Raw genomic sequence first — 24,126 nt, 5'->3', positions numbered from 1 at the left:
GGCGATGCCAGATCAGGACGACATCACCCCGGAGCCGGGCGCGCCGCGGATGCTCATCGACCCGCGCTTCGTCCCGGTCGTGCACCACTTCCTCCGGATATACGACCGGCCCACCCGCGGCGGCGGCGCGCTCGCGATCTATCTGGACGGCCGTCCGGTGGTGGACGTGTGGGCGGGATGGGCCGCGCCGGACCGGCGCTGGGCGGCCGACACGGTCGCGCTGAGCTTTTCCACCGGCAAGGGCGTCGCGGCCACGGTGCTGCACCGGGTCGCCGAGCGTGGGCTGATCGACTACGACGCGCCGGTCGCCGAGTACTGGCCGGAGTTCGCGACGAACGGCAAGGCCGCCATCACCGTCCGCGAGGTGCTCGCCCACCGCGCCGGGTTGCACCGGGTGCGCGGGCTGGCCCCGGCCCCGGCCGACCTCCTGGACTACGACGCCATGGTGGCGGCGCTGGCGGCGGCCCCGCCGGACCCGCGGCGCCTGCACGCCTCGGGATACCACGCGGTCACCTTCGGCTGGCTGGTGGCCGAGATCGTGCGCCGGGCCACCGGCGACGATTTCACCGAGGTGCTGCGCCGCGAGATCGCCGAACCGCTGGGCACCGCCGAATTCTGGTATCGCGTACCGGAATCCGAGCGGTTCCGCATCGCGCCGACCTTTCCCCGGCTGAAGATCCCGGGGATGCGGTGGGATACCGCGGCCGCACAGTTCGAGCGCAACCACGTGATGCGCGGTGTGGCCGAGGCCGGAATGCCGGACGGATTCGACACCCTGGCCGCGGACCCCCGGGTGCACGACGCGGTGATGCCCGGGTTCAACGGCGTATTCACCGCGCGCTCGCTCGCGCGCATGTACGGGGCCCTGGCCAACGGCGGCCGGCTGGCCGGTGCCGCCCCGGATGCCCCGCCGCTGCTGCGGCCGGAGACGATCGCGGCGATCAATCACGTGCAGCGCGCGGAACGTCGCGACTACGTGCTCGGCGTTCCGTCCCCGTTCACCCTGGGATATCACCGCCCGCCGGTACTCTCGCGCCGCCCGCCTGGCAAGGCGTTCGGGCACTACGGTGTCGGCGGTTCGGGCGCGTTCGCCGATCCGGAGCTGCGCCTGTCGGTCGCGTTCGTCACCAACCGGCTCGGCAACGCGCTCAACACGATCGGCGACGGTCGCATGGCCCGGCTCGGGGGTATGGCGCACACCGCGGTGCTGGATGAGGCCAGGTTGGAGTGATGTCGTCTCCGACGCCGGACAGCCACGGACCGCGGGCGCCGCGGCCCGTCCTGCTGCACGCACTGTTCGCGGGGGTCGACTTCGAGCGGTATTTCCGGTGGCGCCGCGCCCGCGACGGGGATCCGTTCCTGGTCCGATTTCCCGGGTTCGGCGGCGGCCTGTTCACCGGCACCCCCGCCGGGGCGCGCGAGCTGTTGCGCGCGCCGATCGAGCTGGTGGTGCCGCCACTGCCGAATCCCATTGAACCGATGGTGGGTTCGGCGTCGCTGATCCTGGCCCGCGGGGAGCGGCACCATCGCGAGCGCACGCTGCTCGCACCGGTCTTCCATCGATCCCGAATGATTCGCTACGCCACCATCATTCGCGATTCCGCCCGGAACGAATTGGACGGCCGCCGCACCGGAAAGCCGTGGGCCCCGGGCACCCGGGTCGATGCCCGCGCCGCGGCCCGCGCCATTACCCTGCAGGTCATTCTCGAGGCGGTACTCGGCATCGAAAGCCCTTCCCGCCGTGCCGAATACATCGATGCAGTGACCCAATTTCTGAATGCCTTCGGCGGCCCGCTGATGCTCGTTCCCGCATTGCGGCGCGGCGTATTCGGCCGTTCGCCGTGGGACCGGTTCACCGCGGCCCGTGCGCGCCTGGATGCGCTCATGTCCGCCGATATCGAAACCCGCCGCGCCACCGGAATATTCGGCGAGGATGTGCTGGCGATGCTGCTCGAGGCCCGCTACGACGACGGCGAGGCGATATCCGACACCGATCTGCTCGAACAGCTGCGCACCCTGCTCGTCGCGGGGCACGAGACGACCGCAACCACCCTGGTCTGGGCGCTGTACCGGCTGCACCGCCATCCCGAGGCGCTGCGGCGGCTGCGCGCGGAGCTGGCGCAGGTGGATCCGGCAACCGCACCGCACGACCTGGTCCGGCTGCCCTACCTGGATGCGGTCTGCCAGGAGACGCTGCGCCTGCATCCGCCGGTGCCGATTGTGCTGCGCCGCTTGACCGGGCCGTACACGTTGCGCGGCGTCGAGCTCGGCGCGGGGGACACCATGGGCATCGCGGTGCCGCTGCTGCATTCGGATCCCGAGGTCTGGAGCGATCCCGCGCGGTTCGCGCCCGAGCGTTTTCTCGAACGCCGTTACGGCCCCTTCGAATTCGCGCCGTACGGGGGTGGGCACCGCCGCTGCGTGGGCGCCTCGCTCGCGGACTACGAACTGCGCATCGTGCTGGCCACCGTGATCGCCCGGACCGAACTCGCGCTCACGCCCGCATACGCCCGGGGGCCGATGCCGCTGTCGGTGCCGCACAACATCGCCACCGGACCGCGTTCGGGTATTACCTTCAAGGTCATCTCTCGCCCCGGCCAGGACAGTGATTTGCCTCACAATGATGTTTGAGTAGGCATCGTTTCTCTTATCTGCGACCACGTCGCAGTTCCGGTCCGGCAAACCGCCCCGAGCGGCGCAGACGACCCGGATCGATACCGCACTCCGGGATCGGTGATCGATCGCACATCGCGCGCTGCGAGTTCATAACTGGCATTGGACGATTGGATCGCATCGCCCGGAGATGTAGTAATGGAATACGAGCAGGGGGCGATACACATTTCGCTGTGGATCGTGAGCGAGATCTTCCGCGCGTTTTCGCGCGTGAGTTTGTGAGATTGAGAGGACGAACGGCTTTGCGCATCACCACCTGTCGGAAACCCCTGCGGGACAAGACACCCCGGACAATGCGGATCGGAGTCCTATCCCTCGCGGTAGCCGCCGCCGGTGCGCTGGCCGCAGGCACGGCCGCCGCCACGCCGCTGTGGCCGGGTGGCCCCGATATCCCGGGTGCGCCCGCGCTGGTGCAGAGCCCGCAGCCCGCACCCGGCGCCGCGCCGATGCAGAACCCGCCGGCGCTCCCGCAGGCCAACTTCGCCCGGCCCACCCTCAGCCCCGGTGACGGCGACGTCGTCGGCGTGGCCGAGCCGGTCTTCATCAACTTCAAGGATCCGGTCACCGACCACGCCACAGCGGAGAAGGCCATCCGGATCACCTCGTCGACCCCGGTGAAGGGCCACTTCTACTGGTACGGCGACAAGCAGGCGCGCTGGCGGCCGGAGAACTTCTGGCCCGCCCACGACAGCATCACCGTCGAGGCCGGCGGCACCAAGGTCGCCTACAAGACCGGCGACGAGGTCATCACCACCGCCGACGACACCACCCACACCATCACCATCACCAAGAACGGCCAGGTCATCAAGACCATGCCGACCTCGATGGGCAAGACCGCGCACCCGACGCCCAACGGCATCTACTACGTCGGTGAGAAGAACCGGAAGATGATCATGGATTCGGCCACCTTCGGTGTGCCGGACACCTCGCCCGAGGGTTACAAGGTCCCGGTCGAGTTCGCCACCCGGCTGGCGAACAACGGCATCTTCCTGCACGCCGCGCCCTGGTCGGTGTCCCAGCAGGGCAACTCGGACGTCAGCCACGGCTGCCTGAACGTCAGCACGGCCGATGCCCAGTGGTTCTTCGAGAACGCGCAGAAGGGCGACCCGGTGGTCGTGAAGAACACCAACGGTGGCGCCGCCAGCCACAGCGACGGCATGGGCGACTGGGCTTGAGAGTGAAATAGTTGCTGGTCACGCGGCCCCGGACATCGAGTCCGGGGCCGCGTTGCATCTATTGATCTACCAGCATTGTTGTCCGCTGGGTGCCGTTTCCCCCATGGCACCGTCCGCCGAGCCGACATCATCGGTGGGCGTTGTGTTGATCTCCGACTGAAGTTCATTGGCGATTAACCACGCAATCGAGATCCGTCCCTTTACGATTCGGCGCATGTCTGGTTTGCCCGGGGAGACGTCGGCGATAGGTGATCCACCGCGCGGACTGTTCAGCAGGCGGGCAACGGCGATTAACCGACTGTTCGCCCGAAGGCGTAAGGCTGCCACGGTGCGACCGCGACCCGAACGAGTTCTGCCTGGCCGCGGGCGTGGCCTGCGGGGGCGGCCCTGGAGTGACTATGGGCTGTTCCTTGTTCTGGTGGTGCCCAATCTGGTGCTGCTCGGGGTGTTCGTCTACCGGCCGCTGATCGACAACATCCGGCTGTCCTTCACCGACTGGAATCTGGCCGATCCGCTCGCGAACTACATCGGCCTGAGCAACTACCGGGAGTGGTTCGGCCGCGGCGATTCCTGGCAGATCGTGGGCAATACGGTGATCTTCACCGTGGCCGCGGTCGCGGGCAGCATGATCCTCGGACTCGCGCTGGCCATGCTGCTGGATCGGAAGCTGTTCGGCCGCAATGCTGTTCGGTCGGTGATCTTCGCGCCGTTCGTCATCTCCGGTGCGGCGATCGGGGTGGCGTTCCAGTTCATCTTCGATCCCAGCTTCGGCCTGGTGCAGGACGTGCTGCACCGGCTCGGGGTGTCGAATGTGCCGGACTTCTATCAGGATCCGCACTGGGCGCTGTTCATGGTGACGATCACCTACATCTGGAAGAACCTCGGCTACAGCTTCGTCATCTACCTGGCCGCGCTGCAGGGCGTGCGGGCCGAGCTGTCCGAGGCCGCCAGGATCGACGGCGCGGGCGCGTGGAGCCGGTTCTGGCACGTGCTGCTGCCGCAGCTGCGCCCGACCACCTTCTTCCTGTCGATCACCGTGATGCTGAATTCGCTGCAGGTCTTCGACATCATCAACGTGATGACCCGCGGCGGACCGCTGGGCACCGGTACCACGACGATGGTCTACCAGGTGTATCTGGAGTCCTTCCGCAACTTCCGGGCCGGCTACGGCGCGACGGTCGCGACCATCATGTTCGTCGTGCTGCTGATCGTCACGCTCGTGCAGGTCCGCGTCATGGATCGGGAGGCATAATGACCATGACATACCAACGCCGCCGGTTCGCCGCCACGTTCCTCGGTTACGCCGCGATGGTGTGCGTGCTGATCATCGTCGGGGTGCCGCTGTTCTGGATCCTGATCACCTCGTTCAAGGCGCGCCCGGACATCTACACCCAGCCGGCGACGTACTGGCCGCACAGCTGGCATCCCGAGAACTACCACGTCGCCACGACCGCCCTGCCGTTCTGGCATTTCCTGCGCAATTCGCTGATCGTCACCGCGATCGTGGCGGGGGTGAAGTTCGTGCTCGGCGTGCTCAGCGCGTACGGGCTGGTATTCCTGCGCTTTCCCGGCAAGACAGCGATCTTCCTGCTGATCATCGCGGCCCTGATGGTGCCCAACCAGATCACGGTGATCTCCAACTATGCGCTCGTCGCGCAGCTGGGGTGGCGAAATACCTTCCAGGGCATCATCGTTCCGCTGTGCGGGGTGGCGTTCGGAACGTTCCTGATGCGCAACCATTTCCTGTCGCTGCCGAGCGAGGTCATCGAGGCCGCGCGGATCGACGGCGCGAACTGGTGGCGGCTGCTGACCCGGGTGGTGCTGCCGATGTCGGGGCCGACCATGGTCGCGTTCGCCGTCGTCACGCTCGTCAACGAGTGGAACGAATATCTGTGGCCGTTCCTGATGGCCGACGACTCGCGCGTGGCCACCCTGCCGGTCGGGCTGACGCTGCTGCAGAACACCGAGAATCCGAGCGTCACCAACTGGGGTCCGGTCATGGCCGGAACCCTGCTCACCATGGTGCCGATCCTGCTCGTCTTCCTGATTCTGCAACGCCAGATGATCAAGGGCCTCACCTCCGGTGCGGTCAAAAGCTAACCATTACAAGGAGTTTGCCGTGTTCAGTTCGGATTCCCTTCGGCCCGCGCTGTCGCGCCGCGGCTTTCTGGGCCTGACCGGGATGGCCGCCACCGGCCTGGCGCTGACGGCCTGCGCCGGAACCGGCGGCGGGACAAAGCAATCCGGTGATGCCAAGACGATCACCTTCTGGTCCAACCATCCCGGTACCTCGAAGGATCAGGAGACCGAGCTGATCAATCGGTTCCACGCCAAGTACCCGGATCTGACGGTCAACCTGGTCGACGCCGGCAGCAACTACGAGGAGGTCGCGCAGAAGTTCAACGCCGGGCTGACCGGCGGCGAGCTGCCCGATGTCGTTGTGCTGTCGGATGTCTGGTGGTTCAACTACGCGCTGACCAACGCGATCGAGCCGCTGGACGGCCACTTCTCCGCGGCCGGGGTGAACGTCGCCGACTACGTCGACTCCTTCGTCAACGACTACAAGTTCAACGGCAAGACCTGGGCGCTGCCATATTCCCGCTCGACCCCGATCTTCTGCTACAACAAGGACATCTGGGCCAAGGCCGGGCTGCCCGACCGCGGCCCCGAGTCCTGGCAGGAATTCGACCAGTGGGGCCCGGAGCTGCAGCGCGTGGTGGGCGACGGCAAGTGGGCGCATGGCTGGGGTAATGCCAAGAACTACCTGGCGTGGACGTTCCAGGGGCCGAACTGGACCTTCGGCGGCGCCTACTCCGATCAGTGGACGCTGAAGTTCACCGATCCCCACACCATCGAGGCCGGGAACTACCTGCGCTCCTCGATCAACGACAAGAAGTACGCCAGCATTCGCCCCAACATCGCCACCGATTTCGGCACCGCCGTCGTGGCCTCGGCCATCACCTCCACCGGGGACCTGAAGGGCATCAACGCGAACGCCGTGGGCAAGCTCAACTTCGGCACCGCCTTCCTGCCGCACCCCAACGGTCCCGGCTGCACGACCGGCGGCGCCGGCCTGGCCATTCCCGCCCGCATCTCCGATGCGCGAAAGGCCAACGCGCTGAAGTTCATCGACTTCATCACCAACGCCGCGAACACCTCGTTCTTCTCCCAGGCCACCGGCTACATCCCGGTCCGCAAGTCGGCCGTACAGGAGCCGAGCGAGGCTGACTTCCTGGCGAAGAACCCGGTCAACAAGACCGCCATCGATCAGCTGGCCCTGACCAAATCCCAGGACTACGCCCGCGTCTTCCTCCCCGGCGCCGACCAGATCATCGGCACCGGCCTCGAACAGATCGGCCTCCAGAACAAGGACGCCGCCGCGGCCCTGGCGGGCGTCCAGGACCAGCTCCAGGCCATCTACACCCGCCAGATCCAGCCCAAGCTCCCGAAATAGCGCGCACGGGATCCCCCACCGGTAGACGATCGAACGCTGCGCGACGATAGGTTGACTGCGACCACACTCGACACCGCACCGATCTCCGATGGGGGACATCCGTATGCCCCGGCACCGCCGCGCCCGAATCGTATCGATCCTGATCGCGGTCATGGCCATCGCCGGATCATCGGTGGGGTGCTGGAGCGGAGGCGGGCAGCCGGGTGCGCATGCCGCGCCGGCCACCACCGCCTCCGCAACAGGGGATTTCGCGCATCCAGGGGTGCTGGTATCGCGCGACCAGCTGGATTTCGTGAAGAAACAGGTCGCCGCGAGGGCGCAGCCGTGGAAGCAGGCCTACGATGCGATGCTGGCGACACCGTCTGCTGCGGCGGGTTATCGGACCAAGCCGCGTGCTGTCGTGGACTGCGGTCCGTACGACCATCCCGACAACGGATGCGGTGACGAGCGCCGCGACGCCGCCGCGGCCTATACCGACGCGCTTGCCGGGTACATCTCCGGTCAGGCGCGATTCGCGCAGAAATCCATCGAGATCATGGATGCCTGGTCGCAGGCGCTCACCGGACATACCGGTAGTAATGCGCCGCTGCAGAGCGGGTGGGCCGCCTCGGTGTGGACCCGGGCCGCGGAGATCGTGCGGTACACCTACACCGGCTGGCCGGGCGCGGAAAAGTTCGCCGAGCTGCTGCGAAAGGTGTACCTGCCCAAGGTGATCACCGGTTCCCCCTCGAACGGGAACTGGGAGCTATCGATGCTCGAGGCGAGTCAGGGCATCGGGATATTCCTCGACGATCGCGCCACCTACGACAAGGCCGTCGCGATGTATCTGAACCGGGTCCCGGCCTACGTCTACCTCAGCTCCGACGGCCCGCTGCCCAAGGTCTCGGCCCGCACGCACGCGCACACGCCGGCGGAGATCACCAAGTACTGGTGGGGGCAGTCCCAGCTCGTCGACGGCGTGGCACAGGAGACCTGCCGAGACTTCGCCCACACCGGGTACGGCCTGTCCGCGATCGCGCACATCGCCGAGACCGGCCGCATCCAGCATCACGACCTCTATCCGCAGGTTGCCGACCGCCTGCGGGCCGGCTTCGAACTGCACTCGAAATACCAACTGGGCGAACCCATGCCGGCCTGGTTGTGCGGCGGACACCTCGAGCGCGAGCTCGGCCCGGTCACCGAGGTCGCGTACAACGCGCTGCACAGCCGGATGGGCATGGACATGCCCTACACCGGGCAGCTCACCGATAAGCAGCGCCCGGCGGGCATGGACCTGTTCACCATGTGGGAGACCCTGACCCACGCGAGTAATCCCGCCTGAATTCCCCGCCGTCGTATCGAGGGTCGACAGCCTCGGCGCCCGATGCCGAACCAGATGCAATAGCCGACAATTCTGTACGCATTGACGTAATTAATGTATCTATATATCATTTATACATGCTGTATCCAACCCCCACGCTGACCGCAGCTGATACCCGCGTCTTGGCCGATGTGGATCGGATACGCGACGAGCTACGCAATCAACTTCAGGCTCATCCAGGAAAATGGACTAGTGGTCTGCGTAAGTTCCTCACCGCAGACGCTGTGGCAGCCTCCAATTCGATCGAGGGTTTCAAGGTCTCCACGATCGACGTGGAGGACCTGATGTCGGGCGAACGTGACGTCGAAGTCTCCGAAGAAAACCGGGCCGAAACGCTCGCATACGAGCGGATGATGACGTACATCCAGACCCTGCATGATGCGGACGACTTTGCCTACAGCAAAGGTCAACTCAACGCATTGCACTGGATGTTGCAGGGACACAGGCACACACGGAACAAGCCCGCCGGACAATGGCGGCGGGGCCCGGTCTATGTGACCAGTGCCCGCAATCCGAGGACCGCCGCATACACCGCACCCGATGCCGACAGTGTTCCCGCTCTGATGGCCGAACTCGTCGACTGGCTGAATACCCCAGATGACACCCATCCATTGATCCGGGCCTCGATGGCGCATCTGCACCTGGTGTCGATCCATCCGTGGCCTGACGGCAATGGCCGATTGTCACGCTCCCTACAGACCCTGTTGATCTCCCGCGAAGGAGTGCTGGCTCCTGAGTTCTCGTCCATCGAGGCATGGTTGGGTGAGCCCGGCAACACCTGGGAGTACTACCAAGTACTCAGTCGACGGGGCAGCACATACCAGCCGGAGCAGGATGTATCCGAATGGATCCGGTTCAATCTGCTCGCCTACCATCAACAAGCGCAGACCGTGCATGCCAGGTGGAAGCAATCCGGGCAAGTATGGGCACTGCTGGACGAGTTCGCCGCGAACGCCAAGCTCGACGAGCGTGTCGTGGCGGCCCTGCACGATGTAGCGATGTCCGACCGGGTACGGCGCACTCGTTATGAGCAGTCCGAGGGATTGAGTCTGCAACAGGCTCAGCGCGATCTACGCGACCTCGTCAATCTGGGGATACTCCAGCCCGTCGGTCGCACCCGTGCGCGCTACTACATCGCCGGACCGCAATTCCCCGCCGACGTCCTCGATGTTGCACAGACACCGACCGTGTTGTCCGACCCCTACGGGGAGAGGTGATCCGCCCGTTGGCTGGTTATCGACTCGGCACGTCCTACGTCAGATCTCCTGGCCGACAACAAGTCCCGAGTTCCAGGTAGGTACCCGCGCAGAGAGCAGTACTCCGAAAGGTACCGCGCTCTGCGCGAACGACGGTCCCGCACGCCTACCAGATGCGGACGCGCTCGGCGGGGGCGAGATACAGCTCGTCGCCGGGCTCGACCTCGAATGCCTCGTGGAAGGTGTCGAGGTTGCGCACGACGCCATTGCAGCGGAATTCCGGCGGGGAGTGGGGGTCGACAGCGAGGCGGCGGATGGCCTCCTCGGCGCGAGCCTTGGTGCGCCAGACCTGCGCCCAGCCGAAGAACACGCGCTGCAGGCCGGTCAGGCCGTCGATGACGGGAGGCTGATCGGCGCCCAGGGCGATCTGGTAGGCCACCAGGGCGATCGAGAGGCCGCCGAGATCGCCGATGTTCTCGCCGATCGTGAACTCGCCGTTGACCTTGTGGTTACCGGCGAGAGCCTGGGGGGAGAACTCGTTGTACTGGTCGATCAGAGCCCTGGTGCGCTTGCCGAATTCGGTGCGGTCGGCGTCGGTCCACCAGTCGACCATGTTGCCGTCGCCGTCGTATTTGCTGCCCTGATCGTCGAACCCGTGGCCGATCTCGTGACCGATGACGGCGCCGATGCCACCGTAATTGGCCGCGTCGTCGGCGTTCATGTCGAAGAACGGCGGCTGCAGGATCGCGGCGGGGAACACGATCTCGTTCATGCCCGGGTTGTAGTAGGCGTTGACCGTCTGCGGGGTCATGAACCACTCGTCGCGATCGACCGGGCCGCCCAGCTTGTTCATGTCGCGGTCGTGATCGGCGGCATGCCCGCTGCGGTAGTTGCCGACCAGATCCGACGGGTCGATGTGCACCTCGGAGTAGTCGCGCCACCGATCCGGGTAGCCTATCTTCGGGGTGAACTTCTCCAGCTTGGCCAGCGCCGCCCGGCGGGTGTCGGGCCCCATCCACTCCAGCTCGGCGATGTTGCGGCGGTACGCCTCCTGCAGATTCTCCACCAGCACCTGCATGCGCTGCTTGGCCGCGGGCGGGAAGTGCTGTGCCACATAGAGTTTGCCGACGACCTCGCCGAGCAGGTCCTCCACCAGCGACACCGCGCGCTTCCAGCGCTCCCGGTTCTCCTGGGTGCCGGACAGGGTGCGGCCGTTGAAGTCGAAGGCCTCCTCGACGATCGCCGCGGTGAGATATGGCGCCCGCGCCCGCAGCACGCGCCAGCTCGCCCATGCCTGCCAATCCGCCAGCGGCTCCGAGGCCCACAGCCCGGCGAAGGTGCGCACGTAGTCCGGCTGGCGCACAACGAGTTCGGCGAAGAGCTCCGGACCGGACTTCTCCACGTTCTCGGCCAGGGCGGAGGTCCAGGCATCCCAATCGAATTCGGGATGCTCGGCGGACAGGTCCGCGAATGTGGTGAGGTTGTAGCTCAATTCGGCATCGCGGCGGCGCACCACGTCCCAGTGCCCGGCGGCCAGCTTGGTCTCGAGCTCGAACACGCGCTGCGGATCGAGATCGAGCCCGGCCAGGGCGAACATGCGCCCGATGTGCTCGACGTACTTGGTGCGGATCTCGGCGTAGTCGTCGCCGCGGTAGTAGGACTCGTCGGGCAGTCCGATGCCGGCCTGGCTGGCATGCACCAGATAGCGCTGGGAGTTCTTGTCGTCGGTGTCGACATAGAATCCGAGCGCGCCGCCGACGCCGGTGCGCTGCAGCCGGCCCAGCAGCGCCGCGAACTCGCTGCGATCGGCGACCGCCGCCACCGCGGCCAGTTCCTGCGCAATCGGGGTCAGCCCGGCCGCCTCGGCCGCGGCCTCGTCCATGAAGCTGTTGTACAGATCGCCGATCTTGCGCTCGTCCGAGCCGGGGGCGGCATCGGAGGCGGACGCGGCCTGGATGATCTTGCGCACGTCCAGCTCGGCCTGGTCGTACAGCGTGCGGAAGGCGCCGTCGACCGCGCGGTCCGCGGGGATCTCGTGGGTATCCAGCCATTGGCCGTTGACGTGCGCGAACAGGTCGTCCTGCACCCGCACTGCGGCGTCGCGGAAGGAGAGATCAAGGCCCGAGGAACTCGTCACGTCTGCAGTCACGCTGTCCAGTATGCCGATGCGAGCTGACCTCCGCGACGAACCAGCACATACCGGGCACATCGCCCCGCGGCGCCGTCGTGGCTCAGACCGACAGCGGGGTCCGATCGAATTCGCCGTCGCGCGCGCCGGCCACGAAGGCCGCCCACTCGCCCGGGGTGTAGGTCAGCGAGACCGCGCCGTGCCGGATCGTGGTGTGACCGTCGGCCCCGCGCTCGGCCACCGGCCCGGCGGGATCGGCCACCGCCACCCGGCCCAGCACCGCGTCGAGGAAGGCCATCCATTGGCCCGCGCTCACGGTGATGACCGGCTCGTCCTGCGGCCGGTTCGCCGGATTGCGCCGGAACTTGCTATCGCGGACGAGGACCGCCGCCCAGTCGAACCGGACCTCGACGCACTGGTTGCCGTTGTTGGTGCGGGTCGAGGCGAACCAGCCGGTGACCTCCGGCCGATACAGGACCTGTGAATACGGCATGGGCAGGATTTTACACGCGAGCGTACTTTCTGATCATGGCCAATGAGTCAGTGCGACTGAGGGATTGGTCCAACGCTCGCACATATGCGAACGCAAGATCGCGAACTTGTTCCGGATTGTCGACCGCACCCCCGAAGACCGCGCTCTCGGACCATCCGAAAGTCGGCAGGGTCTCCCCGGCGAAATCGAGCAGATGGAAGCTGGCCGCGCCCAGGATCGCGCCGGCGGGAGCGCTGAACGGGATGACCCGCAGCTCGACGGTGTCGACCCGATCGAGCAGGTTCACCAGATACTCCAGCTGCCCGCGCAGCACCTTCGGCCCGCCGATCTGCTGCAGCAGCGTCGCCTCGCCGACCACGGCGGTCAGATTCACCGGATCCGGGCCGTGCACCCGCTGCTGTCTTCGCATCCGCACCGCCACCAACTGCTCCACCTGCACCGGCCTGATCATCACATCCGCGCTGATCAGCGCCCGGGCATAGTCCTCGGTCTGGAGCAGGCCGGGTATCACCAGGCTGTCGTAGCTGCGAATGCTCTCCGCGCCGTACTCCATCCCGTAGTAGCGCTGCAGCTCCACACCGGTCAGGGCCGAGGTCTTGGCCCACCAGCCGCGCTCCTTGCTGGCCTGCAGCAGGGCCAGCAGCTCCTCGCGCTCCTCGTCGGAGACATCCAGCAGTTCCAGCACCGGGCCGATGGTGTTCACGGTCAGGACCCTGCGGCCCTTCTCCACGTGCGACCAGTTGGCCGCGGTGAATCCCACCCGCCTGGCGAAGGTCGCCGAATCGAATCCGCGTTGTTCACGCAGTTCCCGCAGGCGCAGAACCAGTTCCCACCGGGCCACCGTGGGGGACATAGGTGCCATGTGCGCCGATGGTACGCCGCCGAATTCGCTGGCGTGTGACTATTGTCATTTCGATTGCGCAGGGCTAGCGTCGATCTATCGGTGCACCGCCATCCAATGCTGGGAGGCTCGCCATGGGCACGCTCGACGACCCGGCACCCGCCGCGCCGGCGCCCGCGCTCGCCGCGCCGGTGGCATCCTTCGTGACCACCCAGGAGGCGCTCGAGCGCTGCCGGCGCTACCGCAAGGAAAACGGTCTGTACGGCATGGTCGAGCCGCACCTGGGCCGGATCATGCTGGAGATCGGGGCCATCGGAGCGGTCACCGTCCCCGCGGCGCTGGGCACGCGGGTACGCGAACGGCTGCGGGCCAACGGCGAGCCCGGCGCGGCCCCACACGGTCGCTGCGGCCCGATCATCGGACATCCGCGCTCGAGCCGCTGGACCTTCCTGACCGCGCACGCCGACGAATCCGTGCACGATACGGCCGTGCTGGCGGCGCTGTACCGGGAGTATGCGGGGTTGGCGCTGCCGGGCACGAGGATCGTGCTGCCCTCTCCGGCCGACGAACGCACCGGCTACCGGGTCTGGATCGACTCACCCGAGGGCCATTTCCGCCCCGACCTGGCCGAGGTCATCGCGGCGATTCGCGACAGGCACTGAGTCAGCGCACGGGCGTGGGTGTGTTCTGCAGGCTCGACTTCCATTCATCGGCACACTTCTGAACCTGCGACTGGTCGTTGCCCGCCCGCTTCACGCAGTCCATGTAGTCCCGGCCGCCGTGATCGGCGAGCCAGTTACCCGCCACGATGCCGACCACGATGCCGCCGGCCAGGCCCAGGACGGCCAGGATCAGCCCGGTGATCGCCATCCCGCCGCCCGTGGCGGTACCCCGGCGCGCCTTGACCGTGGCGATAATGCCGAAGAGCAGGCCGAGCAGGCCGAAGAACACCCCGCCCAGCACCGTCGGGGTGCTCAGCAGCGCCAGGACGCCCAGCACCAGCGCGGTGACGGCCAGGCCACGGCCGCCCTGCGGCCGGTACTGCTCGCCGGGCGGCATCGGATAGCCCTCGGAGGGCGGTGGGGGATAGCCGCCGCCGGGGCCCTGTGCAGACGGGTACTGACCGGGCGGGGGATACTCCGTCATGGCTGTCCTCTCGTCCACCCGGACGCACGGCCGGGTTCGCTTCGGCTGCCGATGGTATTGCCCGGTGCGGCTATTGCCCACCCAGGCGTGCGTGCATCTCCCACACCAGCATCTCCGAGGGTCTATTCGCCGTGATCCGCTGGCCGCCGCTGCGCGTCAGGCGCACCGCATCGCCCGCGTACAGCACGCCCAGGCCCTCCATCTCGACCTCGCCCTCGGTCACGAACAGGTGCAGATAGGGCGCCGCGGGCAGGTCGACGACCGCGGGCTGACCGGGCAGACCCAGGCGCGCGACGTGCATGGCCGAATGGCTGCTGTTGATGGCGATCGCGGTGCGATCGCGGTAGCGGGGCAGGCCGGAGGCCACCGTGACCAGGCCCCCGCCGGCCAACTCGTCGTCGATCTCGAGCTGCTGGTAGCCGGGCTCCAGACCGGGCTCGTCGGGCACCACCCACATCTGCACGAAATGCACCGGATCGTCGTGCTCACCGGTGCCGCCCTGCTCGGGCGGCAGATGCCAGGAATCGTTCTTCTCCGAGTGCAGGATTCCCGTGCCCGCGCTCATCCGCTGCGCCAGTCCGGGATAGATGACGCCGGCGTGCCCCAGCGAATCCTGATGCACCAGTGAGCCACTGAGCACCCAGGTCACGATCTCCATGTCCCGATGCGGATGGGTCTCGAAACCCTCGCCGGGCCGCACGACATCCTCGTTGTTGACGAGTAACAGTCCGTGGTGGGTGTTTTCGGGATCGTAGTGTTCGCCGAAGGAGAAGGAATGCTTCGAATCCAGCCATGCCACACGGGTTTTCATGCGATCGCCGGCGCGATGGACATCGATGTGCGGGGTTGTGAGTGTGGACACCGCGGTCCTCCTCTCGGGCCGAGCAGCGATCGCCTTTCAGGGTAGGAGCGGATACCGCACCGGACCCTGAATTCCTCTTGAATTCTAGCGTGCCACAGCATTGCCCAGGGTGACGCGGTATCCACAGCAACAATCCCGCATACACACCGGGGCGCGGCGGGCGGCAAATGACCAGGGTCGGAGGGGTATCCAGTACCCTCGCGGGGTGTCCGGTGGACCCGATGACGAGGTAGCCGCGCCCGGCCGGTCCGCCGCGCGGCACGAGCTGCTCCGCGCGCTGCGGCAATCCGGTGCGGATCTGCCGCGGTTGGCGCTGGTGCGGTTCGCCGGGCAGTTCGGGGACGGGATGTTCCAGGCGGCGCTGTCGGGGGTGATCCTGTTCGATCCCGCGCGGCGGACCGATCCGCTGGCCATCGCGGCCGGGTTCGCGGTGCTGTTGCTGCCGTATTCGGTGATCGGTCCGTACGCCGGTGCGCTGCTGGACCGCTGGGACCGGCGCATGGTCCTGCTGGTGGCAAATGTGTTGCGCGCCTTGCTGATCGGCGTGACGAGCGGATGCCTGCTCGCCGGCGCGCCGACACCGCTGCTGCTGACGCTGGCCCTGTCGGTGGTCGGGATCAGCCGATTCGTGATGGCCGGGGTGTCCGCGGCGCTGCCTCGGGTGGTGGATCGGCGGTGGCTGGTGGCGATGAATTCGGTCCTCGCGACGGTGGCCTCCGGCTGCGCGGGCGCCGGGGCGGCGGTGGCGGTCGCGATCATCGGGGCCATCGGCGCCGGGGACCTGTCCGGGGCGGTCGCGGTGGCGGCGAGCGCGAGCGGGTCGGTGATCGGGGCGGTGTGCGCGATCGGATTCGGCGCGGGGACACTGGGGCCCGCGCCGGACGAGCACGCGGGCCGGCGGCCCAGCTCGGTCCGGGCGATTCTGACGGGGCTGCGCACGGGCGCCGGGGCGGTCCGGGAATCGGTGGAATGCACGACCGCGATGATCGGGATCGGCGTGCACCGGATCGTCTTCGGCGCGGACACGCTCCTGATGGTGCTGGTGCTGCGGCGCTCGACTCGCGGCGGACTCTCGCTCAGCGGCGGACTGGTCGGCTTCGGGGTGGCGATCGCCGCGACCGCCTCCGGCATGCTGGTCGCCGCCGTGATCGCGCCGCTGCTGATCCCGCGCCTGGGCCGGGCGCGGACCGTGGTGGTGGGGCTGTTCACCGCGCTCGTGGTGCAGGTCGTCCTGGTCACGCCCATCACGCTCACCACCAGCGCCGACGATCGGCGGGCCCGGGCACTGCTGTTGGCGGGCGCCTTCCTGCTCGGTCTCGCCGGGCAGACCATCAAGCTCACCGGCGATGCCGCAATGCAAATCGATATCGACGACGCCCGGCGCGGCCAGGTGTTCGCGCTGCAGGACACCGTGTTCAATATCGCCTTCGTGCTGGCGATCGCGGTGGCCGCGGCGGTGATGCCCGCGGACGGGCGTTCGGTCGGGGTGGTACTGGCGGGAGCCTGCTGTTACGGACTGGGGATCGGGGTCGTCGCGGTGAATTCGCGGCTGCGGCGCGGGCGCAGGCTCGCCTGAGGACACGACGGAGGCCTCATCCCGCGACGTCCGTTCGGGCGAGTTCGGCATCCGCGGGCCAGATCTGGTGATCCCAGGTGCCCAGGCCGCTGGGATCGGTGAAGTAGTGGTCGAGCACCCCGTCGCCGTCCAGGTCCAGAGCGGCGATATCGGCGACGCCGTCGCCGTTCGAATCCCAGAGGGCGTCGTCGGCCCGGCCGGAACCGTCGAAATCGAGCCGGACCGCGTCGCACCCACCGGATCCGGACAGCGCCAGGTCCGCCGGCGACGACCAGGCGTGGACGGTGCCGTCGCCGGTGCCGAAGACGTAATCGATATCGGTCATACGGATTTCGACGCACCGTACTGCCTGCGGGTTCCCGGCAAATCGGGCCGGATTTGCCCGCCGCGCCGGGGTTTACCCGGCACCGGGGCGAGTCGGTCGGCTAGATTGAACCCCGCTGTGCCGACGCCCGGTGATGGCCGGGACCAATGCACTGCCATGACGGCGCGGCGAATACCGGAGCGGACCGAGAGAGGCCACTGGCTTGCTGGCGAAGTACTCAGGCGCTGCGCCCGCACTCCTCGGAGTATTGCTGACCGGCACCGTACTGCTGCCCGCCCCGGCGCAGGCTACCCCGGCGCCCTGGGCTCCGCCGCCCGTGAATACCTGTGGCGAAACGGGTTTCGATCCGCTTGCCCGCCAGCCCGACCCGCATGCACCGCCGGCGCCGCTCTTTCCGCCGACCATCCAGATCCCCATCCCGGTACCGAAGATCACGCCCGTGCCGATACCGGGGCCACCGCCGAACAACACGCGGATCGCCCCCGCGCCGCTGCCGCGCAACCCCTGCCAGAATCCGTGCCCGGACATCCGCGACACTCCCAAACCCGTGCCGTCGACCCCCGCACTACCGCCGGCGCCGGGCAACTCCGGCTCCGCGTCGGGGTCGGGCACCGGCTCCGGCACGGGATCGGGCACCGGCTCGGGGATGTTCAACCTGCCGCAGATCCAGATCACGCCCGATATCGAGCCCATTCCCATCCCGGTGCCCGGCGGACCGGCGCCGAAACCGGAGACCCCGCCGCGCCCGGCGGTGCATCCCGCCCAGCCGGGACCGATCGCCGCGCCGCCCGCACCGCGCACTGTCGGCTCGGTGCATCTGGTCGATCAGGTGACCGGCCACGGATCCGCCAACCGCACCGATATGCGCTGGCAGCTCGACGGCACCGATCTGGGCATCATGTGGCAGACCAAGCCCGGCCAGGTCGCGATCATCTTCGGCGATACCTTCGGTAAGGGCTGGAAGCCCGGCGGCGCCGGTCAGGACGACCAGGACTGGCGCAGCAACGTGCTCGGCTACAGCACCGATCACGACCTGTCCAAGGGCATGAAGATCGACACCATGGTGCAGGACAGCCGCTGCCACGCCGCGGAACTGCTGGACAGCCGCAAGATTCGGAACTTCGAGACCACCGTCATCCCGACCTCCGGGTTCGCCTTGGGCAAGCGGCAGTATCTGAGCTACATGTCGGTGAATCACTGGAGCAAGATTCCCGGCATGTGGTGGACCAACAACGGTGGTCTGGCCTACTCCGACGACGAGGGCAAGACCTGGGTCAAGGACCAGTACGCCCAGTGGGACAACATGTTCGGGATCGACCGCTTCCAGGTCGCGACCATGGTGCCGCACGGCAAATACGTCTACATGTTCGGCACGCCCAACGGCCGCGTCGGGGTGATCGGGCTGGCGCGCGTACCCACCGACCAGGTGCTCAACAAGACCGCCTATCAGTACTGGGTCAACGGCACCTGGGCTCCGGCACAGGAAAACGTCGCCACCCCACTGGTTCCCGGCATCGCCGGTGAGCTCTCGGTCCGGTACGACGATTCCAGCGGTCAGTGGCAGATGGTGTACCTCGACCCGCTGCGCTCGGCCATCGTGTTGCGCACCGCCGCCGAGCCGCAGGGCACCTGGACCGACGACGTGCCGCTGGTCAGCACCACCGACTATCCGACCGCGTACGGCGGGTTCATCCACCCCTGGTCCACCGGCAAGGACCTGTACTTCACCATGTCGGCCTGGAACAGCTACAACGTGTACCTCATGCACGCCACCCTGAACGACCCGCACACCACCGCTCAGCACGGATAGACCTGCACCTCACCGGCTTTCACCGAAAAGTACACCTCCTCGCCGGGGACGATCTCCAGCTCGGCGACGGCCGCGGGCGTCAGATCCGCTACCATACCGGCGGTTCCGTCCGGACGGTCGGCGCTGTGCACCCTGACCACGCCGCCACGATCGGTCAGCTCGGCGACCCGGACGCGAAAGACGTTGCGGGGGCTCCCGATCGGCCGCTGCTTGTACACCGCCACGGCGGCGGGGGAGAAGACCGCCGCCGCCCGGACTCCCGGCGTCCACGGTCCGGCACACCGGCCGTACACGGTGTCCTCACCACAGCGAACGGCGCCCGCGGCCGAATGGATTTCAGGCTGTTCCCCAGCAGCCGAGCCCTCGGCGCGCACCGAACCCGGCGCAACCGCATCGTGCTGCCACGCAGCGGTATCGGACGCCAGGTCGTCACGGCGACCGGCGCTCGGCGCAATCTCGTGTCCACCGCCGAACACACCGGGCAGGGCATCGCGTTGCAACACATCGTCTTCCCGGGCCGCAGTGCCGAGCGACGCACGCTGACGCCGGCCCTCTTCCACGCCGAGCGGGGTGTGCGCGGATTCTGTTTCCGGGGCGACGGCGGCGCCGATCATGAGGTTGACCCCCGCGATCCGGGCGGCGAAGGCGCTGCGGGGACGGGACAGGACCTCGGTCACGGGACCCTGTTCGACGATGCGCCCGGATTCGACAACCACCACCCGATCGGCGAGGGTAAGGGCATCGACGATGTCGTGAGTGACCAGAATTGCGCTGCGGGCGTGGGTGTTTTGCTGCGAGAAAGCGCCTGCCGAATCGCGTAGCGCACGGCCTAGCAGGATGCGCATGGCGGGGGCGGCGGCCACGTCCAGGGCCGCCATCGGCTCGTCCAGCAGCACCACCCGCGGCTGCACGGCCAGCGCCCGCGCCAGCGCGATCCGCTGGGCCTGACCGCCCGACAGCTCGCCGGGGCGTCTGTCCGCCAGCGCGGTCGCGTCGACCGCGCGCAGCCATTCCCGTGCGACGGCGACCGCGGCGCGGCGGCCGATGCCTCGGCTGCGCGGGCCGAAGGCGACGTTCGCCGCGGCGGTCAGGTGCGGGAACAGCAGTGGATCCTGTGCGAGCAGCGATATCTCACGTCGATGCGCCGGAATCGCCACTCCGGCAGTGGTATCGGTCAACGCGCGCCCGTCCAGCCGGACGTAGCCCGCGTCGGGACGTACCAGCCCCGAAATGATCTCCAGCAGTGTCGATTTACCCGCGCCGTTCGGACCCAGCACCGCCAGCACCTCGCCCGGCTCCACCGCCAGCTCGACGTCCAGGCCGCGCTCGGCCAGCCGGACCGAAACCGCCAGCCCGGCGTCACCGTTCGACAAAGGGGTATTCACCACCGACCGTCCTGCGCCACTTCGGTTGTCGCTCCCAGGCGTTCGACCATGACCGGGCCTGCCGTACCCCGCACAGCTCCGGAGCCCGCCGCGCGGCGGCAATCAGCCAATGCCACGATGGATTCGGCGACCGCGTTCCCACTCGCAGCCACATCGATCACTGCCACTACGGATCCGGCGGCCGCGCTCCCAGCCGTAGCCGAGGGGGCGGCTCCGGAACGCGTCAGGAAGCGCCAGTCCACAGGTACCGCGGCGGATCGGGCCGCGTTGAAGTCGGTCATTCAGGCACCCGCACCCGGCCCGAACCGCCCCACCGCCAGAGCCCACCCGCCCACTCGCGCCCCTCCGGCACCCCGACGCGGCGGTACGCGACCAGCACGATCAGCACGGCGATCACGACCAGCAGCAGCGAAAGCGCCACCGCCGCACCGGGATCGTTCTCGCGCCGCAGGTAGATCTCGAGGGGCAGCGTGCGGGTGCGCCCCTGCAGGCTGCCCGCGAAGGTGATCGTGGCGCCGAATTCGCCCAGCGCCCGCGCGAAGGCGAGCACGGCGCCGGAGATCAGCGCCGGACGCAGCAGCGGCAGGGTGATGCGCACCCACACCGTGGTCGGCGCGGCCCCGAGGGTGGCGGCGATCCGCTCGTAGCGCTCCCCGGCGGTGCGCATCGCGCCCTCGAGCGTGATGACCAGAAACGGCAGGGCCACGAACGTCTCCGCCAGCACGACCGCGGTGGTGCTGAAGGCGATCTCGATGCCCATCGCCTCCAGCCTGCGTCCGAGCAACCCGTACCGGCCGAAGAGGTACAGCAGCGCCAGACCGCCGACGACCGGCGGCAATACCAAGGGCAGCAACACCATCGCCCGGAATACCGGCAGCACCCGCCACCGCACCCGGGCCAGCAGCACCGCCATCGGCACCCCGAGCACCACGCAGAGCACGGTGCTGGCCAGCGCGGTCTTCATGCTGAGCCACAACGCATCCTGCGACGACGGACCGGTCACCAGCGAGAAGAAATGCGACCAGTCCACCGCATCGGTCAACGCCACCAGCGGCAGGATGACGAACGCGAATCCCACAAAGGCGGGCAGCAACGACCACCGCGGCACCGCGGGTCCGGGCGCTCGCACGATCGCCCGAATCCCGCGCCGCACCGGATTCGGCACCCGTCGCGCGGCCGCCTCCGCCTCGTCACGACCGTGACCGCGCCCCTGGTCAGCGGTCACGACGGCACTCCCGCCCGAATCGCCCCGGGCGCCAGCCGGTCCCGTAACCGATAATCGGCCGAGTGGACCGGTTTCGAACCCGGCCGGACGGCTCGAGGCAGCAGTGCCCGGGTATGGGCCGCCTGCCTCGGCGGCCGCCGCCGGCGTCGAGTAGAGCGTCCGGACCGCCCGGAGATCAGCTCGGACCGCGCAGGTCCGCACGCTGAGAACGCCGATACCGCAGTGCGATCCGACGCCCATCCGCGACCTGCGGCCCTTTGTGCGCACGGAAACCGCACGGGAACAGCGTCATTCGCAGCACGGCGGACACCGCTCGGCCGCGCCGCCCCGCGGAAGTCCGCCGTACCCGGGTTTTTCACGGCGCGCCGAATCCCGCCTTCGCCAGGGCCGCGCGACCGTCCGGGCCGGTGACCAGCGCATCGAACTGCTCGGCCAGGCCGGCATGCTTCGAATCGGCCACCGCGGCAATGGGATAGGTGTTCACCGCGCCGGCGGACTCCGGGAACGAGACGGTGGCGACCTTGTCACCTGCACCGGAGGCATCGGTCACGTAGACCAGCCCGGCGTCGGCATCCCCGGAGGTGACCTTGGCAAGCACGTCCGTCACGTCGGACTCCTCGCTCACCGGCGACAGCTTGGTGTGCGAGGCCGCCTCGACCTTCTTGGTCGCCGAACCACACGGCACCTGCGGCGCGCAGACGACCACCTTGATCCCCGGCTTCGCCAGATCGGCCAGGGTGGCAACGTGCTTCGGGTTGCCCGGCGGCGTGACGATGGTCAGCACATTGGTCGCGAAGTTCCGGGGCTTCTCGGCGATTCGCTTGGTCTTGACGACCTTGTCCATGTTCGCGGTGTCGGCGGAGGCGAAGACGTCAGCCGGTGCGCCCTGATTCAGCTGGGCGGCCAGGTCCGAGGAACCGGCGAAGGAGAACGCGACCTTCGTGCCCGGATGATCGGACTCGAACTTCTTGCCCAGATCGGCGAACACGTGGTTGAGCGAGGCCGCCGCGAAGACGGTCAACGTCGTCGTGGAACCGCCCGAACCGCCCGAACCGCACCCCGCCAGTGCCGCCGCCAGCGCGCCGGCGGTGATCAGCACGCCCGCGCGACGAGCGTGGCTCATGCCGGTGGCGTTTCGACCACCACCGTGGTCGCCTTCACGCTCGCCACCGCGACGCTGCCGGGCTCGAGACCCAGCGCTCGCACCGACTCGCTGCTCATCAGGGATATCACCGTGAACGGGCCGCATTGCATCTCCACCTGTGCCATCACCCCGTCCGCCACCACGGTGGTGACCAGTCCGGGAAACCGATTGCGGGCCGAACTGGCGCCGCCGAGTGTCACCTGCGGCGGCCGCGCCTGTGCGACCGCCCATGCCGCGAGAGCCTTGCCGTCGATCACCATCCGTCCGGAGGCGTCCTTGTGCGCCGCGAGCGCACCGGTATCGATCCACCGGCGCACGGTGTCGTCGCTGACGCCGAGCAATTCGGCGGCTTCACGAATCCGCAGGTTGGGCATGCAGTGAGAGTAGTTCCGCATTCACGGTGGAAACAACGTGTGATCCTCCGAATCTGCGGATCGAATGGGCGCGTTATTCGCCGGATCTCACCAGGGACAAGAGCCACGTGTCACCGCGTGCCGGTACCCTTGAGCCAGTTATGGCCGCCTACTTCGATCCCAAGGCCTGGTCGCCGATGCGGGCGGTCGATCTGGGCAGACGCCTGCTCGACCCGGTCTGGCTGGATCAGTGGAGCGGCTTCACCACCGCCTGGCTCGACCCGGTAGCGGACCTGAGCGCGGGCGCGGTCACGGCGCTGATGCCCGATGTGCTGATGACGCTCCTGAGCGAGGGAATCCTCAGTCAGTTCGGCGGCCGCGAGCTCAACGCCGCCCTGCTCGGGCACGACCTGCGTGCGGTGCTGCGGACCCTGAAGGTGCGCCGCCGCGGCGCCCATTTCCAGACCAAAGCGGTGCTGGAGGAGCTGCGGTGGAACGGTCACCCGATCGAGCAGATGTCCGTCGTCGCCCACGGCGTGCGCCTGATACCCGGCGTGCCGACGAAGCTGCGCAGCTCGCACCTCGACATCACCGGCACGGTGGGACTGGCGGCGCTGGTCGAGTGGCTCAACACCTGGGAGCTGGACTGGGAACTCGGCGTGCATGCGGACGGGCTGATCACCGCCCGGCACCGGCGCCTGCGGGTACGCGCGCTGGTCGAGGCCGCGGTCGCGGACGACCTGCTCACCATCACCGTGCACCGGGCGGGCTGGTCCGGGGTGCGAATTCCGCGGCGGTGGATCGCTCTGGCGCCGATTCCGCTGACCGGCCTCCCGAAGAACCTCCGGGTGCACAGCGCCGACCGTGACGGGGAGCGAGTCCGGTTCCACGTGGAACTCCCCGAAATCACCGGATCGTTCGACCTCGCGCAGATCCGCTCCGCCATTGTCGCGGGCACCACGCTCATCATCTTCTGATCG

22 protein-coding genes and 1 pseudogene are annotated in these 24,126 nt (G+C 68.0%); 12 read left to right on the top strand and 11 right to left on the bottom strand.

The window, feature by feature from the left end:
- Positions 1 to 4: 4 nt before the first annotated feature.
- The 8 genes from ABH933_RS07155 (at position 5) to ABH933_RS07120 (ending at position 9,879) form a co-directional block, all read left to right on the top strand.
- Positions 5 to 1,231: a serine hydrolase domain-containing protein gene (locus tag ABH933_RS07155; protein WP_429418514.1), complete on the top strand. Its 1,227-nt coding sequence runs from the start codon at positions 5 to 7 to the stop codon at positions 1,229 to 1,231.
- Positions 1,231 to 2,631 (top strand): cytochrome P450, encoded by a 1,401-nt coding sequence (locus ABH933_RS07150; RefSeq protein WP_429418512.1) that lies wholly within the window; start codon positions 1,231 to 1,233, stop codon positions 2,629 to 2,631. The genes ABH933_RS07155 and ABH933_RS07150 overlap by 1 nt, the downstream gene beginning before the upstream one ends.
- Before the next feature lie 335 nt (positions 2,632 to 2,966).
- Positions 2,967 to 3,848, top strand: a complete 882-nt coding sequence (locus tag ABH933_RS07145) for a L,D-transpeptidase (RefSeq protein WP_429418510.1) — start codon at positions 2,967 to 2,969, stop codon at positions 3,846 to 3,848.
- A gap of 328 nt (positions 3,849 to 4,176) precedes the next feature.
- On the top strand, positions 4,177 to 5,100 hold the full coding sequence (locus tag ABH933_RS07140; RefSeq protein WP_429418508.1) for a carbohydrate ABC transporter permease: 924 nt from the start codon (positions 4,177 to 4,179) through the stop codon (positions 5,098 to 5,100).
- Positions 5,100 to 5,948 (top strand): carbohydrate ABC transporter permease, encoded by an 849-nt coding sequence (locus ABH933_RS07135; RefSeq protein WP_429418506.1) that lies wholly within the window; start codon positions 5,100 to 5,102, stop codon positions 5,946 to 5,948. Before ABH933_RS07140 ends, ABH933_RS07135 begins: the two co-directional genes overlap by 1 nt.
- An 82-nt stretch (positions 5,949 to 6,030) precedes the next feature.
- On the top strand, positions 6,031 to 7,302 hold the full coding sequence (locus tag ABH933_RS07130) for an ABC transporter substrate-binding protein (RefSeq protein ID WP_429419209.1): 1,272 nt from the start codon (positions 6,031 to 6,033) through the stop codon (positions 7,300 to 7,302).
- An 88-nt stretch (positions 7,303 to 7,390) separates the two neighbouring features.
- A complete protein-coding gene (locus ABH933_RS07125; RefSeq protein WP_429418504.1) occupies positions 7,391 to 8,623 on the top strand; it encodes an alginate lyase family protein in 1,233 nt (410 codons plus the stop codon).
- Between the two features lie 116 nt (positions 8,624 to 8,739).
- On the top strand, positions 8,740 to 9,879 hold the full coding sequence (locus ABH933_RS07120; protein WP_429418502.1) for a Fic family protein: 1,140 nt from the start codon (positions 8,740 to 8,742) through the stop codon (positions 9,877 to 9,879).
- A gap of 145 nt (positions 9,880 to 10,024) precedes the next feature.
- Here the strand turns inward: ABH933_RS07120 and ABH933_RS07115 are convergent, their stop codons facing one another.
- The 3 genes from ABH933_RS07115 to ABH933_RS07105 all read right to left on the bottom strand — a co-directional run bounded on the left by ABH933_RS07115 (position 10,025) and on the right by ABH933_RS07105 (position 13,341).
- Positions 10,025 to 12,007 (bottom strand): M13 family metallopeptidase, encoded by a 1,983-nt coding sequence (locus ABH933_RS07115; RefSeq protein ID WP_429418500.1) that lies wholly within the window; start codon positions 12,005 to 12,007, stop codon positions 10,025 to 10,027.
- Between the two features lie 82 nt (positions 12,008 to 12,089).
- A complete protein-coding gene (locus ABH933_RS07110; RefSeq protein WP_215914966.1) occupies positions 12,090 to 12,479 on the bottom strand; it encodes a DUF397 domain-containing protein in 390 nt (129 codons plus the stop codon).
- Positions 12,480 to 12,489: 10 nt separating this feature from the next.
- Positions 12,490 to 13,341: a helix-turn-helix domain-containing protein gene (locus tag ABH933_RS07105; RefSeq protein WP_429418498.1), complete on the bottom strand. Its 852-nt coding sequence runs from the start codon at positions 13,339 to 13,341 to the stop codon at positions 12,490 to 12,492.
- A 113-nt stretch (positions 13,342 to 13,454) separates the two neighbouring features.
- Between ABH933_RS07105 and ABH933_RS07100 the strand changes: the two genes are divergently transcribed.
- Positions 13,455 to 13,982 carry a hypothetical protein gene (locus tag ABH933_RS07100; RefSeq protein ID WP_429418496.1) on the top strand — a complete coding sequence of 176 codons (528 nt, stop codon included), beginning with the start codon at positions 13,455 to 13,457 and terminating at the stop codon, positions 13,980 to 13,982.
- Position 13,983: 1 nt separating this feature from the next.
- Here the strand turns inward: ABH933_RS07100 and ABH933_RS07095 are convergent, their stop codons facing one another.
- Positions 13,984 to 14,466 (bottom strand): DUF4190 domain-containing protein, encoded by a 483-nt coding sequence (locus tag ABH933_RS07095; protein WP_429418494.1) that lies wholly within the window; start codon positions 14,464 to 14,466, stop codon positions 13,984 to 13,986.
- A 70-nt stretch (positions 14,467 to 14,536) separates the two neighbouring features.
- On the bottom strand, positions 14,537 to 15,328 hold the full coding sequence (locus tag ABH933_RS07090) for a pirin family protein (protein WP_215914969.1): 792 nt from the start codon (positions 15,326 to 15,328) through the stop codon (positions 14,537 to 14,539).
- Between the two features lie 205 nt (positions 15,329 to 15,533).
- On the opposite strand from ABH933_RS07090, the gene ABH933_RS07085 reads away from it, so the two are divergent.
- Positions 15,534 to 16,904: an MFS transporter gene (locus ABH933_RS07085; RefSeq protein WP_429418492.1), complete on the top strand. Its 1,371-nt coding sequence runs from the start codon at positions 15,534 to 15,536 to the stop codon at positions 16,902 to 16,904.
- A gap of 16 nt (positions 16,905 to 16,920) precedes the next feature.
- Here ABH933_RS07085 and ABH933_RS07080 read toward each other — a convergent pair whose 3' ends face one another.
- Positions 16,921 to 17,229, bottom strand: coding sequence for a hypothetical protein (locus ABH933_RS07080; RefSeq protein ID WP_429418490.1), 309 nt, complete (start codon positions 17,227 to 17,229; stop codon positions 16,921 to 16,923).
- A 202-nt stretch (positions 17,230 to 17,431) separates the two neighbouring features.
- Here ABH933_RS07080 and ABH933_RS07075 point away from each other — a divergent pair, with 202 nt between their 5' ends.
- Entirely contained in the window at positions 17,432 to 19,039 is a 1,608-nt protein-coding gene (locus ABH933_RS07075; RefSeq protein ID WP_429418488.1) for a DUF4185 domain-containing protein, read from the top strand.
- On the opposite strand, the gene ABH933_RS07070 is transcribed toward ABH933_RS07075, so the two are convergent.
- The 5 genes and pseudogenes from ABH933_RS07070 to ABH933_RS07050 all read right to left on the bottom strand — a co-directional run bounded on the left by ABH933_RS07070 (position 19,027) and on the right by ABH933_RS07050 (position 23,167).
- Positions 19,027 to 19,653, bottom strand: a complete 627-nt coding sequence (locus tag ABH933_RS07070; RefSeq protein WP_429419207.1) for a TOBE domain-containing protein — start codon at positions 19,651 to 19,653, stop codon at positions 19,027 to 19,029. The genes ABH933_RS07075 and ABH933_RS07070 overlap by 13 nt on opposite strands.
- Positions 19,627 to 20,412 (bottom strand): annotated as a pseudogene (locus ABH933_RS07065) (sulfate/molybdate ABC transporter ATP-binding protein); the annotation flags it as partial. The gene ABH933_RS07070 and the pseudogene ABH933_RS07065, both read right to left, overlap by 27 nt.
- Positions 20,413 to 20,701: 289 nt before the next feature.
- Positions 20,702 to 21,556: an ABC transporter permease gene (locus ABH933_RS07060; RefSeq protein ID WP_429419205.1), complete on the bottom strand. Its 855-nt coding sequence runs from the start codon at positions 21,554 to 21,556 to the stop codon at positions 20,702 to 20,704.
- Between the two features lie 448 nt (positions 21,557 to 22,004).
- Positions 22,005 to 22,772 carry a molybdate ABC transporter substrate-binding protein gene (modA, locus tag ABH933_RS07055; RefSeq protein WP_429418486.1) on the bottom strand — a complete coding sequence of 256 codons (768 nt, stop codon included), beginning with the start codon at positions 22,770 to 22,772 and terminating at the stop codon, positions 22,005 to 22,007.
- Positions 22,769 to 23,167: a TOBE domain-containing protein gene (locus ABH933_RS07050; protein ID WP_215914973.1), complete on the bottom strand. Its 399-nt coding sequence runs from the start codon at positions 23,165 to 23,167 to the stop codon at positions 22,769 to 22,771. The genes modA and ABH933_RS07050 overlap by 4 nt, the downstream gene beginning before the upstream one ends.
- Before the next feature lie 140 nt (positions 23,168 to 23,307).
- On the opposite strand from ABH933_RS07050, the gene ABH933_RS07045 reads away from it, so the two are divergent.
- Positions 23,308 to 24,123, top strand: a complete 816-nt coding sequence (locus ABH933_RS07045; RefSeq protein WP_215914974.1) for a hypothetical protein — start codon at positions 23,308 to 23,310, stop codon at positions 24,121 to 24,123.
- The last annotated feature ends 3 nt before the right edge of the window (positions 24,124 to 24,126 follow it).

It is taken from the genome of Nocardia sp. GP40 (genome assembly GCF_050434125.1).
Taxonomy (GTDB): Bacteria; Actinomycetota; Actinomycetes; order Mycobacteriales; family Mycobacteriaceae; genus Nocardia; species Nocardia albiluteola.
The sequence above is the reverse complement of the archived record's forward strand: the minus strand, read 5'-3'. Positions and strand labels throughout refer to the sequence as shown.

Bases quoted from the DNA above. Each gene is read 5' to 3' on its own strand.
- ABH933_RS07155 (WP_429418514.1), top strand. From the start codon at position 5: ATGCCAGATCAGGACGACATCACCCCGGAGCCGGGCGCGCCGCGGATG.
- ABH933_RS07150 (WP_429418512.1), top strand. From the start codon at position 1,231: ATGTCGTCTCCGACGCCGGACAGCCACGGACCGCGGGCGCCGCGGCCC.
- ABH933_RS07145 (WP_429418510.1), top strand. From the start codon at position 2,967: ATGCGGATCGGAGTCCTATCCCTCGCGGTAGCCGCCGCCGGTGCGCTG.
- ABH933_RS07135 (WP_429418506.1), top strand. From the start codon at position 5,100: ATGACCATGACATACCAACGCCGCCGGTTCGCCGCCACGTTCCTCGGT.
- ABH933_RS07130 (WP_429419209.1), top strand. From the start codon at position 6,031: ATGGCCGCCACCGGCCTGGCGCTGACGGCCTGCGCCGGAACCGGCGGC.
- ABH933_RS07125 (WP_429418504.1), top strand. From the start codon at position 7,391: ATGGGGGACATCCGTATGCCCCGGCACCGCCGCGCCCGAATCGTATCG.
- ABH933_RS07120 (WP_429418502.1), top strand. From the start codon at position 8,740: ATGCTGTATCCAACCCCCACGCTGACCGCAGCTGATACCCGCGTCTTG.
- ABH933_RS07110 (WP_215914966.1), bottom strand. From the start codon at position 12,479: ATGCCGTATTCACAGGTCCTGTATCGGCCGGAGGTCACCGGCTGGTTC.
- ABH933_RS07105 (WP_429418498.1), bottom strand. From the start codon at position 13,341: ATGGCACCTATGTCCCCCACGGTGGCCCGGTGGGAACTGGTTCTGCGC.
- ABH933_RS07100 (WP_429418496.1), top strand. From the start codon at position 13,455: ATGGGCACGCTCGACGACCCGGCACCCGCCGCGCCGGCGCCCGCGCTC.
- ABH933_RS07095 (WP_429418494.1), bottom strand. From the start codon at position 14,466: ATGACGGAGTATCCCCCGCCCGGTCAGTACCCGTCTGCACAGGGCCCC.
- ABH933_RS07080 (WP_429418490.1), bottom strand. From the start codon at position 17,229: ATGACCGATATCGATTACGTCTTCGGCACCGGCGACGGCACCGTCCAC.
- ABH933_RS07070 (WP_429419207.1), bottom strand. From the start codon at position 19,653: ATGATCGGCGCCGCCGTCGCCCCGGAAACAGAATCCGCGCACACCCCG.
- modA (WP_429418486.1), bottom strand. From the start codon at position 22,772: ATGAGCCACGCTCGTCGCGCGGGCGTGCTGATCACCGCCGGCGCGCTG.
- ABH933_RS07050 (WP_215914973.1), bottom strand. From the start codon at position 23,167: ATGCCCAACCTGCGGATTCGTGAAGCCGCCGAATTGCTCGGCGTCAGC.
- ABH933_RS07045 (WP_215914974.1), top strand. From the start codon at position 23,308: ATGGCCGCCTACTTCGATCCCAAGGCCTGGTCGCCGATGCGGGCGGTC.